Origin of the sequence: Gordonia sp. DT218, from assembly GCF_049847105.1 — a bacterium.
In the GTDB taxonomy this organism is placed as follows: Bacteria; Actinomycetota; Actinomycetes; order Mycobacteriales; family Mycobacteriaceae; genus Gordonia.
In genome coordinates this window covers 182125-199094 of sequence record NZ_JBNCNS010000007.1, presented here as the reverse complement: position 1 = coordinate 199094, position 16970 = coordinate 182125, and the positions used below count along the sequence as shown (strand labels likewise).

The 16970-nt window shown below is 67.3% G+C and carries 15 protein-coding genes; 11 read left to right on the top strand and 4 right to left on the bottom strand.

What is annotated here, in order from left to right; translation table 11 throughout:
- Window positions 1-134: 134 nt before the first annotated feature.
- Complete coding sequence (locus tag ACPXCG_RS22445) at window positions 135-2948, bottom strand: aconitate hydratase (protein ID WP_425794509.1); 2814 nt, start codon at window positions 2946-2948, stop codon at window positions 135-137.
- A 476-nt stretch (window positions 2949-3424) separates the two neighbouring features.
- On the opposite strand from ACPXCG_RS22445, the gene ACPXCG_RS22440 reads away from it, so the two are divergent.
- The 8 genes from ACPXCG_RS22440 (at window position 3425) to ACPXCG_RS22405 (ending at window position 12127) form a co-directional block, all read left to right on the top strand.
- Window positions 3425-4216, top strand: coding sequence for a DUF6676 family protein (locus tag ACPXCG_RS22440; protein WP_425794508.1), 792 nt, complete (start codon window positions 3425-3427; stop codon window positions 4214-4216).
- A gap of 374 nt (window positions 4217-4590) precedes the next feature.
- The gene (locus ACPXCG_RS22435; protein WP_425794507.1) at window positions 4591-6147 is read left to right on the top strand and encodes an NlpC/P60 family protein; all 1557 of its coding nucleotides are present in this window, start codon (window positions 4591-4593) and stop codon (window positions 6145-6147) included.
- A 117-nt stretch (window positions 6148-6264) separates the two neighbouring features.
- Entirely contained in the window at window positions 6265-7458 is a 1194-nt protein-coding gene (locus ACPXCG_RS22430; protein ID WP_425794506.1) for an AAA family ATPase, read from the top strand.
- A complete protein-coding gene (locus ACPXCG_RS22425; RefSeq protein WP_425794505.1) occupies window positions 7445-8383 on the top strand; it encodes a DUF58 domain-containing protein in 939 nt (312 codons plus the stop codon). Before ACPXCG_RS22430 ends, ACPXCG_RS22425 begins: the two co-directional genes overlap by 14 nt.
- Window positions 8384-8390: 7 nt before the next feature.
- Window positions 8391-9365 carry a VWA domain-containing protein gene (locus ACPXCG_RS22420; RefSeq protein WP_425794504.1) on the top strand — a complete coding sequence of 325 codons (975 nt, stop codon included), beginning with the start codon at window positions 8391-8393 and terminating at the stop codon, window positions 9363-9365.
- Window positions 9366-9415: 50 nt separating this feature from the next.
- Entirely contained in the window at window positions 9416-10147 is a 732-nt protein-coding gene (fabG1, locus tag ACPXCG_RS22415; protein ID WP_425794502.1) for a 3-oxoacyl-ACP reductase FabG1, read from the top strand.
- Between the two features lie 40 nt (window positions 10148-10187).
- On the top strand, window positions 10188-11021 hold the full coding sequence (gene inhA / locus ACPXCG_RS22410; protein WP_425794500.1) for an NADH-dependent enoyl-ACP reductase InhA: 834 nt from the start codon (window positions 10188-10190) through the stop codon (window positions 11019-11021).
- Window positions 11021-12127, top strand: coding sequence for a ferrochelatase (locus ACPXCG_RS22405; protein WP_425794498.1), 1107 nt, complete (start codon window positions 11021-11023; stop codon window positions 12125-12127). Before inhA ends, ACPXCG_RS22405 begins: the two co-directional genes overlap by 1 nt.
- Window positions 12128-12293: 166 nt before the next feature.
- Here ACPXCG_RS22405 and ACPXCG_RS22400 read toward each other — a convergent pair whose 3' ends face one another.
- A complete protein-coding gene (locus tag ACPXCG_RS22400; protein ID WP_425794497.1) occupies window positions 12294-13106 on the bottom strand; it encodes a hypothetical protein in 813 nt (270 codons plus the stop codon).
- A 90-nt stretch (window positions 13107-13196) separates the two neighbouring features.
- Between ACPXCG_RS22400 and ACPXCG_RS22395 the strand changes: the two genes are divergently transcribed.
- The 3 genes from ACPXCG_RS22395 to ACPXCG_RS22385 all read left to right on the top strand — a co-directional run bounded on the left by ACPXCG_RS22395 (window position 13197) and on the right by ACPXCG_RS22385 (window position 15722).
- The gene (locus ACPXCG_RS22395; RefSeq protein WP_425794496.1) at window positions 13197-14027 is read left to right on the top strand and encodes a DUF3097 domain-containing protein; all 831 of its coding nucleotides are present in this window, start codon (window positions 13197-13199) and stop codon (window positions 14025-14027) included.
- 62 nt (window positions 14028-14089) lie between these two features.
- Window positions 14090-14518 (top strand): NfeD family protein, encoded by a 429-nt coding sequence (locus ACPXCG_RS22390; RefSeq protein ID WP_425794494.1) that lies wholly within the window; start codon window positions 14090-14092, stop codon window positions 14516-14518.
- Between the two features lie 7 nt (window positions 14519-14525).
- Window positions 14526-15722, top strand: coding sequence for an SPFH domain-containing protein (locus ACPXCG_RS22385; RefSeq protein ID WP_425794492.1), 1197 nt, complete (start codon window positions 14526-14528; stop codon window positions 15720-15722).
- A gap of 49 nt (window positions 15723-15771) precedes the next feature.
- Here ACPXCG_RS22385 and ACPXCG_RS22380 read toward each other — a convergent pair whose 3' ends face one another.
- Window positions 15772-16356 carry a hypothetical protein gene (locus ACPXCG_RS22380; RefSeq protein ID WP_425794490.1) on the bottom strand — a complete coding sequence of 195 codons (585 nt, stop codon included), beginning with the start codon at window positions 16354-16356 and terminating at the stop codon, window positions 15772-15774.
- Window positions 16353-16958 (bottom strand): hypothetical protein, encoded by a 606-nt coding sequence (locus ACPXCG_RS22375; protein WP_425794489.1) that lies wholly within the window; start codon window positions 16956-16958, stop codon window positions 16353-16355. Before ACPXCG_RS22375 ends, ACPXCG_RS22380 begins: the two co-directional genes overlap by 4 nt.
- Between the last annotated feature and the right edge of the window lie 12 nt (window positions 16959-16970).

Sequence of the window (16970 nt, the reverse complement as noted above, 5' to 3'; positions counted from 1 at the left end):
CCTGGCGCCGCGACTTCTGGTTTGGGGCCCACCAAGCCCCGCGCGCGGTCTTTATCCCCCGCCCGCCCCGCGGCGAGCCGGTCATCACTGACCTTGGGCACTTCTCGTGCTCCCTGAGTTCCTGATCAACGCCGTCAGCTCTTGATCATGTTGCGCAGCACGAACTGCAGGATTCCTCCGTTGCGGTAGTAATCGGCCTCGCCGGGCGTGTCGATCCGCACCTTGGCGTCGAACTCGATCGTCGAGCCGTCCTCCTTGGTGGCGGTGACATGCACGGTCTGCGGTGTCTCACCGGAGTTGAGTTCCTCGATGCCCGCGATGTCAAAGGTCTCGGTGCCGTCGAGGCCCAGCGACTTGTGCGACTCGCCATCCGGGAACTGCAGCGGGATCACGCCCATGCCGATCAGGTTCGAGCGGTGGATACGTTCGAAGCTCTCGGTGATGACGGCCTTCACACCCAGCAGGCTGGTGCCCTTGGCGGCCCAGTCACGTGACGACCCGGTGCCGTACTCCTTGCCGCCGAGCACCACGAGCGGGGTGTCCTGCGCGGCGTAGTTCTGCGCGGCGTCGTAGATGAACGACTGCGGGGCACCGTCCTGCGTGAAGTCGCGGGTGTATCCGCCGGACACGCCGTCGAGCAGCTGATTCTGCAGGCGGATGTTGCCGAAGGTCGACCGGATCATCACCTCGTGGTTGCCACGACGGGCGCCCAACGAGTTGTAGTCCTTGCGCGCAACGCCATTCGCATCGAGGTACTGCGCCGCCGGCGTACCGGGCTTGATCGTCGAGGCCGGTGAGATGTGGTCGGTCGTGACCGAGTCGCCGAGCTTTGCGAGGACCCGTGCGCCCTTGATGTCGGAGACCGGTGACGGCTCGAGCTGCATGCCATCGAAGTACGGAGGCTTGCGGACATAGGTCGACTTGTCGTCCCACTCGAAGGTCTTGCCCGCGGGAGTGGGCAGACCCCGCCAACGCTCGTCGCCCTTGAAGACGTCGGCGTAGTCGGAGGCGTACTGCTCGGACGAGATCGACTCTTCGATCGTCGTCGCGATCTCCTCGCCCGACGGCCAGATGTCCTTGAGGAACACGTCGTTGCCGTCGGTGTCCTGACCGAGCGGATCGGCCTCGAAGTCGAAGTCCATCGTTCCGGCGAGGGCGTAGGCGATCACGAGCGGCGGCGACGCGAGGTAGTTCATCTTCACGTCGGGGTTGATCCGACCCTCGAAGTTGCGGTTACCCGACAACACCGCGGTGGCGGTCAGATCGTGGTCGTTGATCGCCTTGCTGATCTCCTCGGGCAGCGGACCCGAGTTGCCGATGCAGGTGGTGCACCCGTAGCCGACGAGGAAGAAGCCGAGCTTCTCGAGATAGGGCCACAGGCCGGCCTTCTCGTAGTAGCCGGTGACGACCTGCGAGCCCGGGGCCATCGAGGTCTTCACCCACGGCTTGGCGGTCAGGCCCTTCTCGACGGCCTTCTTGGCCAGCAGGCCTGCGCCGAGCATCACCGACGGATTCGACGTGTTGGTGCAGCTGGTGATCGACGCGATGGTCACGATGCCGTGGTCGAGGATCATCGTGCCGCGCTCGGCCGACTCGACCTTGATCGGCTTGGACGGACGGCCCTCGGCGCCCTTTGCCGCATTGTGGGCCGGTTCGTCGTCGGCGAAGGACAGGGTGGCGGCGCCGGGGCTGACGGACGGTGCGTCGGAGGCCGGAAAGCTCTCCTCGTTCGCCTCGTCGACACCGTTGTGGGCCGGGCTGTTGCCCTCCTCGACGTAGTTGTGGATGTCCTTGCGGAAGGCGTTCTTCGCGTCCCACAGCTCGATCCGGTCCTGTGGGCGCTTGGGGCCGGCGATCGACGGCACCACGTCGGCGAGATCGAGCTCGAGGTACTCCGAGTAGACGGGTTCCTTGTCGCCGTCGTGCCACATGCCCTGTTCCTTGGCATAGGCCTCGACCAGGGCGAGGGTCTCCTCGCTGCGGCCGGTCAGCTTCAGGTATTTGACGGTTTCCTCGTCGATCGGGAACATCGCGCAGGTCGAGCCGAACTCGGGGCTCATGTTGCCGATGGTGGCGCGGTTGGCCAGCGGGACCTCGGCGACACCCTTGCCGTAGAACTCGACGAACTTGCCGACGACACCGTGCTTGCGCAGCATCTCGGTGATGGTCAGGACCACGTCGGTGGCGGTCACGCCGGGCTTGGTGGCGCCGGTCAGCTTGAAGCCGACCACGCGGGGGATGAGCATCGAGACGGGCTGACCGAGCATCGCGGCCTCGGCCTCGATGCCACCGACGCCCCAGCCGAGCACGCCGAGGCCGTTCTCCATCGTGGTGTGCGAGTCGGTGCCGATGCACGTGTCGGGGTAGGCCGCGCCGTCGCGCACCATGATCGAACGTGCGAGGTGCTCGATGTTGACCTGGTGGACGATGCCGGTGCCCGGGGGGACGACGCGGAAGTCGTCGAACGCGCCCTGACCCCAGCGGAGGAACTTGTAACGCTCTTCGTTGCGCTGGTATTCGATCTCGACGTTCCGCTCGAATGCCTGCGCGTTGCCGAAGGCCTCGATGATCACGGAGTGGTCGATGACCATCTCCGCGGGAGCGAGGGGATTGACCTTGTCCGGGTCGCCGCCGAGCTCCTTCACCGCATCACGCATGGTGGTCAGGTCGACGATGCACGGCACGCCGGTGAAGTCCTGCATGATCACACGGGCCGGGGTGAACTGGATCTCGATGCTCGGATCGGCGCTCGGATCCCAGTTCGCGATCGCCTCGATGTGGTCTTTGGTGATGTTGGCGCCGTCCTCGGTGCGCAGCAGGTTCTCGGCGAGCACCTTGAGCGCATAGGGAAGTTTCTCGGCGCCCTCCACGGCACTCAGCCGGTAGATCTCATACGAGTTGTCGCCCACCTCGAGGGTGCCCTTGGCGCCAAAGGAATCGATACTCACGTCTAATCCACTCTCCTCAAGTGCCGGCGGGCTGCGCCGGCGTGCATTCTCCGGTCCGCTCGTCCAACCGGGCGAACCGCTGGGGGTCGTCGGCAAGCGTGGCCGGCTCGTCGACTCTGACCGTGGCACCGACGGGCTGCGTCGATGCGGGGTGCAACAAGTGTGTCCGTTGCGATCGCTGTCGCGTGTCCGGGATCGATCTGCGGGGCCGATCTGCGGGGCGGCGACGACGTCATCAACCCTAACAGTACGTCCGTACTGTTAACAAGCCGACGCGCCACCGGCGCGCCGAACGGGCGCCGGATCCGGACCGCGAGTATCCGGCCCCTGCCATTCTGTCGTACCGTGCAGCAGGAGGTTTGGCGAGCAGCGACTGTCCGTGCGAATTTAATGCTCGCGAAACCTGGTCGCAGACGCTGTGACACGGCTCGTGACGGTTACCGGGTACCGGTGCGGATGGATGTGAGGATGGCCAGATGAGTCCGGGTGCGACGACTGAGAATGTGGTGGCCCTGCCGGCCGCCGGAGGAACCGCACCGCAGATCATCCCCAGCGACCTCGACATGAACGCGATCCTCGCCGACATCGAGGACGACCATGTCTCGGCGCCCGCGGATCAGGTCGCGGGCCTCCGAGAGGTCGTCGCGCACGCGGACTCCGAGGGCTACGACGTCAGCTTCGTCGTCTTGCCGGACGCGATGAAGTTCACCTACTACCGCGACATCGCGACCGAACTGCAATCCGAGGTGGGCGGGACCGTGATCGTTCTCGGGCCCAACTCGGTCGGCAGTTCCTCGCCGTACTTCAGCCGCGTGCAGCAGGAAGAGGCGACCGACAACCTCACCCTGACCAATCCGCCGGTCGCCGCCCGCCAGATGTGGGACCAGATGAACGGTCCGTCCCTGAACTGGACGGCGATCAGCCTGGTCCTCATCGTGATCATCATCATCGGCGCGGTGATCGCACGCCTGCGGACGCGCCGGACACGTGGTGCCGCGGCGGAGGGATCGGCTGCGCCCTCTGGTGGTGGCCGTTCCGAGGAGGCCCGAACCGACAAGGCCCGAACCGACAAGGCCCGAACCGACAAGGCCCGAACCGACGAGGTTCGCGCTGACGAGGACCGCGCTGACGAGGTTCGCGCTGACGAGGTTCGCGCTGACGGAGCCGTCGCGGATCCGTCGGACTCGGATCCGTCCGACTCGGATCCGGACGGCGAGCCATCCGTGGCGGGGCCGGGCACCACAGATCTCTCCCGCGACCTGCCCTAGCGTCGCGAATCCTCCCGGCCTCTCACGGCCCGGAGCGGGGCCGTCGGGGCCTCTGCTACACCGCGTTTCGAACCGTTTTCGGCGTGGCATGCACGCGCTGCCTTTTCGTTGCGAATTCGATACCTCGACACGGCTCGGGTCTTTGGCCAGTTCACGGCATTTTCCCAGGTAATCACGCCAATGTAATTCGTTACGCCTGTTTTCCGATGTGTCCGATGTGACGTACGGTTCTGTTGTCACGTGTGGTGTCCAAGTGATGCAGAACAGCACATGTGGTGCATGGTGCAGTCGAGGAAGGGTCGGGATCGGACGGGCACCGACGTCGCAACGGTGCGGATGTGGCGGGGCATGCCGCAAACGGCAAGGGAGATCTGGTGAGGCGAGGGAATACCGGTGTGGCGCGTGGGGGACCACCGGCGCCCGGAGCGCAGCGAATCGGCGGTCTGTCGCCGCTCGCACGCCTCTGTGTGCTCGTGGTCATCGTCGTCCTCGGCGGGATCGGAGCCGGAACGGCGCAGGCGGCCCCCGAACACGGCAAATCAGGAAAATCAGGTGTATCGGCACTGATCAATCAGATCGCCAAGGCCAACCAGAACATCGCCGACCTCGACAACGCGATCGCGGTGCGGCAGGAGAACGTCAACCGCGCGCTCGTCGACTATCAGAACTCGGTTGCCGCCCAGCATCTCGCCACCGTCGCCGCCACGTCGTCGAAGCGCTCCCTCACCCAGGCGGGTCGTCGAGTCGCACAAGCGCAGAAGGACTTCGACCGCTTCGCCCGGGATGTCTACCGACAGGGCAGCTCGCAGAACTCGATGTCGAACTACGTCTCCTCGGACAACCCGCAGTCGGTGCTCGACCGCGTGACCGTCCTCGACCGTCTGGGCAAGCAGCAGCGCGACACGATCGAACGCCTTCAGGTCGCCCGGAACCAGCAGGCCAACCGCGTCGCCGCGGTGGAGGCCACCAAGCGGCAGGCGGCCTTTGCCACCAAGAGCGCCCAGACGCGCAAGGACGACGCCCTGGCCGCCTTCTCGCAGGCGCGGTCGGCGGCGGCTTCCGAACAGCAACGGCGGGGCACGCTGATCCAGAAGCGCGACAAGGTGCAGGCTTCCCTGGACAAGATCCGCGGGGTCGCACCCAAGCGCGAGGTCGAGGGACCGTCAGCCGACGAACTCCTGCAGAACCTCTTCCCGGACTCGCCGAGCACTCCCAGTGCGCCTGGCACTTCCGGCGCTCCGGCGGCCGGCGGCGGCGACAACCAGGCACTCGCGGTCGCGGCCGAGGCCGCGGCGAAACTCGCCCTCGACGTCGGACAGAAGGTTCTCGCGGGGGTGGTCGGCAAGCAGCAGGTTCCGCATTCGCAGTTGCTCGACGAACTCGGCGTCGGCGGTTCCGACATGACCGGCAGCGGGGCAGACTCGTTGAGTTCGGCGCTGGGCTCCGGCAGCCTCGGCAGTTTGTTCGGCAGTTCGTCGGGCGGCGGCATGGTCCGTCCGGGCCTGCGCGGACCGCAGGCCGTCGAGATCGTCGTCAATCGTGGACTGTCGCAGCTCAACGTGCCGTATGCGTGGGGCGGTGGCGACGCGAACGGACCGACGCGCGGCATCCGCGACGGTGGCGTCGCGGACAGCTACGGCGACTACAACAAGACCGGTTTCGACTGCTCGGGACTGATGATCTACGCCTTCGCGGGTGTCGGGGTCGATCTGCCGCACTACACCGGCTACCAGTACACCTCCGGCCCGCAGTTCCCGTTGTCGCAGATGAAGCGCGGCGACATGATCTTCTTCGGTCCGAACGCGAGCCAGCACGTGGCGCTCTACCTCGGGGACAACAAGATGTTGGAGGCCCCGGAGTCCGGGTCCGTGGTCAAGGTGTCGCCGCTGCGCACCAGCGGGGCCATGCCCAACGTCGTGCGCCTGCTCTGAGTGTTCGCTCCCGGCGACCCTTCTTGGCGTCCGTTCAGACAACGCGACTACGCTGGCAGCGACACGACAGGCCGCCCCATAATGCTGCTCAACACGTAGATGGACAAGGAGCACCGGTTGACCTCTTCGCATCCCCCTGCCGAACCCGCGGGCGGAGCCGGCCGCGACGGATCGGTCTCGCTTTCCGACGCTGACGTCAAGCTGCTGGAACGAGCGATCTACGAGGTGAAACGGGTCATCGTCGGACAGGACGAGCTCGTCGAGCGCATCCTGGTCGGCCTTCTGGCCCGTGGCCACATCTTGCTCGAGGGTGTGCCGGGTGTGGCCAAGACCCTCGCGGTGGAGACCTTCGCCAACGTCGTCGGCGGCTCATTCTCCCGCGTTCAGTTCACCCCGGACCTGGTCCCGACCGACCTCATCGGTACCCGCATCTACCGTCAGGGCCGCGAGGAGTTCGATACCGAACTCGGCCCGGTGGTGGCGAACTTCCTGCTCGCCGACGAGATCAACCGTGCTCCCGCCAAGGTGCAGTCGGCCCTGCTCGAGGTGATGGCCGAGCGTCACGTCTCGATCGGCGGCACCACCTACCCGATGCCGGATCCCTTCCTGGTGATGGCAACCCAGAACCCGATCGAGAACGAGGGCGTCTACCCGCTGCCCGAGGCCCAGCGCGACCGCTTCCTCTTCAAGGTGCTCGTCGACTATCCGACGGTCGAAGAGGAGCGCGAGATCGTCTACCGGATGGGCAACGTCCCGCCGACCGCGTCGCAGGTCCTCGACCCGGAGACGATGATCCGTCTGCAGCGGACCGCCGCCGACGTCTTCGTTCACCATGCACTCGTCGACTACGTCGTGCGGGTCATCAATGCCACCCGTCGTCCGGGCGAGCTCGGGATGACCGACGTCGCCGCGTGGCTCTCCTACGGCGCATCGCCCCGCGCGACCCTTGGGATCGTCGCGGCGGCCCGCGCGCTCGCTCTGGTGCGGGGACGCGACTACGTCATCCCGCAGGACGTCGTCGAGATCATCCCCGACGTCCTGCGTCACCGCCTCGTGCTCAGCTACGACGCGCTCGCCGACGAGGTGGACGCCGATCAGGTGATTACCCGGGTGCTGCAGACAGTGGGGCTGCCGCAGGTCGGCGCGCAACCAGTCGCCTCCGCCGGGTACTCGGGGCCGCCGTCGGCGCCACCCGGCCCGCCGCTCGGTCCGGGTCAACAGGCCGCCAATCAACAAGCACCGCAACAGCATCCGGGCCAGACGAATGGTGCTGCGGTGAACCAGGCGCCGCCGCGGTATGCCGGCCAATAACGAGCTGCCGTCGCTCGGCGCCGGTCTCCTGTCCGAACCGCAACTCACCGCGGCGTTGAGGACGTTGGAGCTGACCGTGCGTCGCAAGCTCGACGGCGTGCTGCAGGGGGAGCACCTCGGTCTGATCCCGGGCCCTGGATCCGAACCGGGAGAGGCCCGGGCGTATCAGCCCGGCGACGACATCCGGCGGATGGAATGGTCGGTGACCGCGCGCACCACCCAGCCTCACGTCCGGCAGATGATCGCCGACCGCGAGCTCGAGACGTGGCTCGTCGTCGACGTGTCAGCCAGCCTCGACTTCGGCACGGTCAACTGCACGAAACGTGATCTGGCGGTGGCGGCCGCGGCGGCCCTCGTGCATCTCACCTCCGGCGGTGGCAATCGCCACGGAGCCATCGTCGTGACAGGCGATCAACTCGTTCGGGTGCCCGCCCGCAGCGGTCGTGCGCATGCCCAGAATCTGCTGAAGGCCATCGCGACCACCACTCGTGCGTCGACCGGGGTGCGGGGCGACCTGCACGCCGGGATCGAGGCGTTGCGTCGCCCCCAGCGGCGTCGCGGCCTCGCCGTGGTGATCAGCGATTTCCTCGGTCCGATCGATTGGGAACGCTCGATCCGCGCGATCGGCGCGCACCACGAGTTGCTGGCGGTGGAGGTGCTCGATCCGCGCGATCTCGAGCTGCCCGACATCGGTGAGGTGACGCTCGCGGACGCCGAATCCGGCGAGGTCCGCGACATCACGATCACCCCCGCGGTCCGCCGGGACTTCGCAGCGGCGGCGCGCGCCCACCAGCAGAAGGTGCATCGCACCATCCGTAGCTGCGGAGGCCCCGTGCTGAGTCTGTCCACCGATCGCGACTGGATCACCGACACCGTCAAGTTCGTCGCCCAGCGTCGTCGCGGCCTGGCCGCCGGGGTCGGGTGACGCCGGCGTGTCGTTCCTGGCGAGCCCGTGGTGGCTCCTGCTTCTCCTGGTCGTGGCCGGACTCGGCGTCGCATATGTCTACGTGCAGAGGCTGCGTCGCAAGCGGGCGCTGACATTCGCGAACCTCGACCTGCTCAACCGGGTTGCGCCCCCACAGCGCAACCGCTGGCGGCACGTGCCGATCGCACTGCTGCTCGTGGCGCTGACCCTGCTGGTCGTCGGGGTCGCCGCCCCCCAGGCGGATCGTCGGGTGCCACGCAACAAGGCCACGGTCATCCTCGTGATGGACGTGTCCCGATCCATGAATGCGACCGATGTCTCGCCGTCGCGTATCAAGGCCGCCCAGGACGCGGCGCGGAAGTTCGCGGACGAGCTGACCGACGGAATCAACCTGGGCCTGATCTCCTACGCGGGCACCGCGTCGACCCTGGTGTCACCGACGCCCGACCATAATGCGACCAAGGAAGCCGTCGACAAGCTCCGACTCGACGACAAGACCGCTACCGGCGAGGGGATCTTCGCGGCCATCCAGCAGATCAAGACCCTCAACGCGGTGCTCGGCGGGGATGAGGCGGCGCCTCCGGCCAGGGTCGTGCTGCTGTCCGACGGCAAGGAGACGGTGCCCGACGACCCGGACGATCCGCGCGGCGCGTTCACGGCGGCCCGCAAGGCCAAGGAGGAGAAGATCCCGGTGTCGAGCATCTCCTTCGGCACGATGAGCGGAACCGTCGACCTCGAGGGCGACCAGGTGCCGGTGCCGGTCGACGACGAGTCGTTGCGTAAGATCGCCAATCTCAGTGGCGGGCAGTTCTTCACGGCGTCGAGTTTGGATGAGCTCAACAAGGTGTACGAGACCCTCCAACAGCAGATCGGCTACGAGAAACGCCGGGGCGACAATTCTCGTCCGTGGCTGATCGCCGGTACGTTGTTGGCGTTGCTCTCGGCATTTGCGGCGCTGGCCATCAACCGGCGACTGCCCTGACAGCGACCGCAGTGACATGAGAACAGTGACGAACGGATAGGTTGGCCACCATGGCAGACAGCAACGAAGCTCAGCAGGCCTCCCGATCGGTCCTGGTGACCGGCGGAAACCGCGGGATCGGTCTTGCGGTCGCCCGCCGCCTGGCGGCAGACGGCCACAAGGTGGCGGTGACCCACCGCGGTTCGGGTGCACCCGACGGTCTGTTCGGCGTGCAGTGCGACGTCACGGACAACGAATCGGTGGAGCGCGCGTTCGACGAAGTCGCCGAGCACCAGGGCCCGGTCGAGGTGCTGGTGGCCAACGCCGGTATCACCGAGAACATGCTGCTGATGCGACTGAGTGAGGAATCCTTCGAGAAGGTCATCGATGCGAACCTCACCGGCGCCTTCCGCTGCGCGAAGCGGGCCACCAAGGGGATGCAGCGCGCCAAGTGGGGACGCATGATTTTTCTCGGCTCGGTCGTCGCGATGTCGGGCATTCCCGGCCAGGTCAATTACGCGGCGTCCAAGGCGGGCCTGATCGGTATGGCACGGTCGATCGCCCGCGAGGTCGGCTCGCGCAACATCACCGCCAATGTCGTGGCGCCGGGTTTCATCGATACCGACATGACCGCTGCGATGGAGGATCGCTACGTGGACATGGCCAAGCAGGCGATCCCGCTCGGCCGGGTCGGACAGCCGGAGGACGTCGCCGCCGCCATCAGCTTCCTCGCCTCCGACCAGGGCAACTACATCACCGGAGCGGTGATCCCGGTCGACGGCGGCATGGGCATGGGCAACTGACCTTCTCACCTCGGATCACCAGACACCTCAGGAGCAAACCGTGACAGGAATTCTCGACGGCAAGACCATCCTCATCACCGGCATCATCACCGATGCCTCGATCGCATTTCACGCGGCGGCGATGGCACAGGAGCAGGGCGCCAAGGTGATCATCACCGGTATCCCGGAGCGGCTGAGGCTGATCGACCGGATCGCCAAGCGTCTCCCACAGGAGGTGCCACCGGCGATCGGGCTCGACATCACCAGCGAGGACGACCTGAATGCCTTGGCGGACAAGGTCAGAGAACTGGCGCCCGAAGGCATCGACGGCGTGATGCATTCGATCGCTTTCGCCCCCCGCACCCTGATGGGTCCGGAGGCCGTGCCGTTCCTCGAAGGTCCGGGCCCCGACGCGGCCAAGGCCTTCGAGATCTCCGCGTGGAGCTACGCCTCGCTGGCCCGTGCCGTGCTGCCCGCCATGAACGAGGGCGGTTCGATCGTGGGCATGGACTTCGATCCGCGCACCGCGTTGCCGTACTACAACTGGATGGGCGTCGCCAAGGCCGCGCTCGAATCGGTCAACCGCTACGTGGCCCGCGAGGTCGGCACCGCCAAGAGGATTCGGTCGAATCTCGTCGCGGCGGGCCCGATCAAGACACTCGCGGCCAAGGCGATCGCCGGCACCGCCACCGATGACGCCAAGCAACTGACCATGCTCAACACCTACTGGGACGGCGCCTCACCGATCGGATGGGATGTCGACGACCCGACCGTGGTCGCGAAGTCGGTGTGCGCCTTGCTCTCCGACTGGTTGCCCGGCACCACCGGTTCGATCGTGTATGTCGACGGGGGTGCGAGCCACAACACCTGGTTCCCGGAGAACTTCGCCGGCTAGTGGACGCGTCCGCGCAATCATCGCCCACCGGTGCGCTCGCCCCGACGCGCTTCGACGCGGTCCTGTTCCTGAGCTTCGGTGGACCGGACGGGCCCGACGACGTGATCCCGTTCCTGGAGAACGTCACTCGTGGCCGGGGCATTCCTCGTGAGCGCCTCGAGGCGGTGGCGGAACATTATCTCCACTTCGGCGGCGTCTCACCGATCAATCGGCTGAACACCGAGATGATCGGTGCGCTGCGGTCTGCGCTCACCGGCCGCGGTGTCGAACTGCCGGTCTACTTCGGCAATCGCAACTGGCATCCGCTGGTCGAGGACACCCTCGCGCGGATGTACCGCGAGGGGCACCGGCGGATAATCGTGTTCCCGACCTCGGCCTGGGCCGGCTATTCGGGCTGTCGTCAGTATCACGAGGACATCGCCCGGGCCATCGACGCGCTGGCCGCGTCGGAGCCGGCCAGTGCACAGGATCCGGTCGTGTTGCGGAAACTGCCGCAGTACTGGGACGAACCGGCGGTGGTCGCCGCGGGTGCCGACGCGGTCCGCCGGGCACGGGCACAGTTGCCACCCGGCGACGTGGAGCCGCGTCTGGTGTTCACCGCGCATTCGGTCCCGGTGTCGGCGGACCGCGCCGCCGGCCCGGCCGCCGAGGGCGGTGGCCGGTATTCGGCTCAGGTGTACGCGGCATCGTCGGCGGTGGCCGACGCCGTCGGTTGTCGGGACTTCGACCAGGTCTGGCAGTCGCGATCGGGCCCGCCGCAGGTTCCGTGGCTCGAACCCGACGTCTGCGATCACCTGGAAACCATTGCCGAACAAGGTGTTCGGCAGGTGGTCGTGGTCCCGGTCGGGTTCATCTCCGATCATCTCGAGGTGATCTGGGACCTCGACAACGAGGCCGCCGAGGTGGCCGGGCGACTCGGCCTCGACTACGTCCGGGCCGACACTGTCGGAACCGATCGTCGGTTCGTCGAGATGATCGCCGATCTCGTCGAGCGGTATGTCGACGGCCACGGCGATCCGACCGCGATGGGCTGCGGCGACAACGGACGGATCTGCCGTCCGGACTGCTGCGTCCCGGTCGCCCGTCCGCGTCCGGTTTCCGACTGATCGCTGCCACAGTGCGGTGGCGCAGTCGCGGTGGCGCAGTGCGGTGGCGCAGTCGCGGTGGCGCAGATTCCGCTGCTGTCGGGTGCGTCCGGCAGGTACTTCCGGCGGGCGCCGACGGTGGCCGAGCTCACGGGGAAGACCGGGATCTGTGCGTAGGGTTGCGGCGTCAGCGATCGGCCGGCAGGTGCTCGACGATGACCCGGTTGACGGCCGCCGCCCGGGCCGCTCGCGTGAGGCCCGCCAGGCGTCGGAGGCGGGCGTCCCCGGTCTCGACGTGGCGCGCGGTCACGCCGAATGTGGGGGCGTGCGCGCCCGCCAAGGTGATGATCGCCTCGACCTGGGCGGCGGAGTCGATCACACGCGTGGCCCGGATGTCGTCATGCGGTGGCAGGATCACCTGATGTCGGCCGGTGAGGGCGGCCAGTGTGGTCCGCAACTCGGAACCGCCGGACCGGGAACCCCCGCTCCCGAGACCGCCGATGATCGTCGCTGTCTCCCGGATCGCCTCGCGCAGATCATATTCGACCTGCCCGAGCGACTCGGGCGGGGAGATTGCCACCTCACCGCCAAAGCGATGGACCGTCCAGTGACAGGTGTCCCCGTCAAGCGTGGGGATCAGCCCGATGGTCGATGACGGCGCGACATCGCCGTGGATGAGCAGGATCTCGCCTGCCGCGAGCGCTGCGGTGGTGGCGGGGTCCGGTGGAAGACCCTGCGGGGCACCTGATGTCGGTAGCCGGACCTCGATCTGCCGGGCCCGGCGGAGGACTGTCAGCAGGCCCAGGCGTGCGTCCCGGTCGCCTGCGACGTCCACGATCGCATCGGGGTCGACGACGAGGTGTCGGCCGGCGAACTCGGACATGGTGTCGATCACATCATCCGGGGCACAACGGCCGCCGAGCCAGGCTGCGGCCCATGCGCCCAGCGCACAGCCCGGCCACGCGGGTGGGCCGGAGACGTAGAGGTCGATGCTGGTCATAGGTTTTCCACGATAGGCGAGTGGCCGGATACCGGGAAACCCGGCGTGGCTCGCATGGTTGGCGCGGTCGACGTCCTACGGTGGCTCTCCGTGACCGATGACCGTTATGGACGTGATGTGTTGGCGAGTCCGCGGAAAACCACACCGCGTGCTCCCGAGGTGGCCGCCGAGCGGGACCTCGTCGTCGAGGATGGGGCCACCGGTTTCTGTGGCGCGGTCGTCGGGTTGGAGAAGAGTTACTCGGGCGACCTGGTCCGGCTGGAGGACCGGCGCGGTGCGACTCGCGTTTTCCTCATGCACCCGGCGGCGTTCCTGATCGACGGGAAACCGGTGACCCTGGTTCGACCGCGGACCCGCGGCCCCCAGGCCCGCACCACCACCGCGTCCGGATCCCGTGTCGTACCCGCGGCGCGTGCCCGGACCGCGCGGGCGAGCCGGATCTTCGTCGAGGGGGTGCACGACGCGACCCTCGTCGAACGTGTCTGGGGCGCCGACCTGCGGGCCGAGGGCGTGGTGGTGGAGAGTCTCGACGGGCTGGACAACCTGGCCGCGACGCTCGACGCGTTCGGGCCCGCTGCGCATCGGCGGGCCGGCGTCCTCGTCGACCACCTGGTCGCCGGGTCCAAGGAGATGCGACTGACCGGATCGGTGGGGGAGCACGTCCTGGTCTGCGGACATCCGTACATCGATGTGTGGGAGGCGGTGAAACCCGCGTCGGTCGGGATCAAGGCGTGGCCGCAGATTCCCCGCGGAACCGATTGGAAGACCGGCGTATGTCGCGAGTTGCGTTGGGGTACACCTCAGGACGGCTGGCGGCGGGTCCTGGCCGGGGCACGTGACTTCCGCGACCTCGAGGTGGATCTCCTCAGGTCCGTGGAAGAACTGATCGATTTCGTCACGGCGGCCGCCGACGACGCCTGAGACCTTGGCGCCCTGCCGTTTCGGTCGACGGCCGGTTTCGTGATCTCTGGCACACTGGAGTCATGACCGCACTGCTGTGGTTGGTTGCCGCGATTCTCCTGGTGATCGCCGAGATGTTCGTCGGCGACCTGGTGCTGCTCATGCTCGGAGGTGGGGCGCTGGCCGCGGCGGGCGTGGACCTCGTGTTCGATCCCCCGCTGTGGGTCGATGCGGTCACGTTCTCGGTGGTGTCCGTGCTCTTGCTGGCAGTTGCTCGACCGGTCGCGCGCCGACACATGCTCAGTCGGCCGCCGGTCCTGACCAACACGGAGGCTCTCGAAGGCCGACACGCGCTGGTCACCGCGCGCGTGGACGAGCACGACGGCCGCGTAAAGATCGGCGGGGACGTGTGGTCTGCGCGTTCACTCAATCCGGGCGAGGTGATCGAACCGGGCATCGAGGTGACCGTGGTGCAGATCGATGGTGCCACCGCGGTCGTGTGGAAGGGATGACGTAATCATGGAGTATGCCGGATTGATCGTGCTGGTCCTGGTGGTCCTGCTGGTCGTGGTGGTGCTGGTGAAATCCGTGGCCATCATCCCGCAGGCGGAGGCCGCCGTCATCGAGAGGCTCGGCCGCTACACCCGCACGGTGTCTGGCCAGCTGACGCTGTTGCTGCCGTTCGTCGACCGGATCCGTGCCCGCGTCGACATCCGCGAGCGGGTGGTGTCGTTCCCACCGCAACCGGTGATCACCAAGGACAATCTCACGTTGTCCATCGACACCGTCGTCTACTTTCAGGTGACCAATCCGCGGTCGGCGGTCTATGAGATCAACGACTACATCGTCGGCGTCGAACAGCTGACCATCACGACTCTGCGGAACGTCGTCGGTGGGATGACTCTCGAGGAGACGTTGACGTCGCGAGATTCCATCAACGGTCAGCTGCGCGGCGTTCTCGACGAGGCCACCGGACGCTGGGGCCTGCGGGTTGCGCGGGTCGAGCTGAAGAGCATCATGCCGCCGCCATCGATCCAGGAATCGATGGAGAAGCAGATGAAGGCCGACCGCGAGAAGCGGGCGACCATCCTCGCCGCGGAAGGCCAACGCGAGTCGTCGATCAAGACCGCGGAGGGCAACAAGCAGAGTCAGATCCTGGCGGCCGAGGGTGCCAAGCAAGCGGCGATCCTGGGGGCCGAGGGCGAGCGGCAGTCACGGATAATGCGGGCCCAAGGTGACCGCGCCGCGGCATACCTGAACGCCCAGGGTGAGGCCAAGGCGATCGAGAAGACATTCGCGGCGATCAAGGCGAGTAAACCGACCCCGGAACTGCTGGCTTATCAGTATCTCCAACAGCTCCCGGAGATGGCCAAGGGCGAGGGGAGCAAGGTGTGGGTCATCCCGTCCGATTTCGGTTCGGCACTCCAGGGTTTCGCGAAGTCCTTCGGCGTGCAGGGCGACGACGGGGTGTTCCGTTACGAACCGCCGAGCGACGACGAGCCGAGCGCCGTCGACGAGTCCGAGACCGAGGATTGGTTCTCGCTGGCCTCGGATCCCAAGGTGGCACAGGCGGTCGCCGAGGCCGAGGCGGTCGCCCGGAAACCGGTCTCCCCGGAGGTGACGTCGCGGGTCGCCCGCGAACTGTCGTATGAGGTGCCGACGGATGCGCCGGGGGGAGACGCCGCGGAGGAGACGCGGCCAGGTCCTTCTGAGTAGTAGAGGGTCCGGCGTAGTAGAGAGCCCGATCCGATGTGCGGCGGACGTGTCAGTGGACGACGAGGTAGCAGACCCCGGACATCGACGCCGCCCACAGGACCGAGGCGAACGTTCCCATGATGAACTGCTCGCTGGCGTGCGGGGCGCGGAGTTCGGGAAAGCGGGCAAGGCTCTTGACGGCGAGGATCACGGCGAGTCCTTCGGGCCATCCGGCGAGGAGTGTGGCGGCGACGGTTGCTCGTTCCAGGTAGCCGATGACCCGGCCGCCTCGCAGCGGTCCGGACTCGGGCGCGCCGTCGGGTGGGGAGTCGGTGTTCTCACCGGACTTGCGATGTGGGCTCACCCCACCGGTCCACAGGACGATGCGCACCATGAAGCCACCGCCGCCGACCGCGACGGCCATCGCGGCGCAGGTGGCGATCACCAGTCCCGCCCCCCGCGCCGGGCCGGTCGTCGTCGCGATGATCGCGGTGGTTCCCGCGAGCGCGATCATCGTGCCGGCGGTGACGCCGTCGAGCAGCATCGCCGCTCGAGGCCGACTGGTGACGCCGCCGATGTCTCGGCTCCGGAGAACTGCGGGGAGGATCGGGATCAGCGCGGCCGCGACGAACACGGCGATGGCGGCGGCGGTCACGCGGTCCCGCCCGAGCTGTCGGTCATGTCTGCCCTCCTGAGGAGTTCGGTCAGTAAGAGATGGGCGTCCTCTTCGATGTCCCAGCGGGCACTTCGCAGACGCTGGGACATTGCTTGCGGCGTGATGCCGAGGCGGGCCGCCCCGTCGGCCTGGGTCACGCCGGTGTGCATCACCTGGACGGCTTCGGCGCCGGCTTTGCTGCGTGCGGAGACGACGTCGGCCAGCAGGCGCCCGGCAGTCTGGGCATGACGGGTCCAGGTGTCATCCGTACCCCGGATGGAGAGGGGGATCCGCTGGGCCTTGGCGGAGTCCACGGCTTCCCGCGCATATTCGAACGCGGGCCCTCGACCTGCACGTGTGGAGGAGGGGAGTGGCAGTGCCACCGGTCCCACCCCGATCCCGACGCTCCAGTGACCATCGGCGGCCAAGACCACCGCGAGCCGCGCGACGACCGCGGCGTCGTCGGCGACGGCCTGCACCTCGTCCCCGGCGGTCCGCTCGAAGGGTCGGATGAGATCCGCGTCCGACATGACGTCGAGGAGGCCGTCCACTCGATCGATGTCGCGTCGACTGTCTCGTTGATCGACTGTGAGTACAAACATCGAAACACCTCC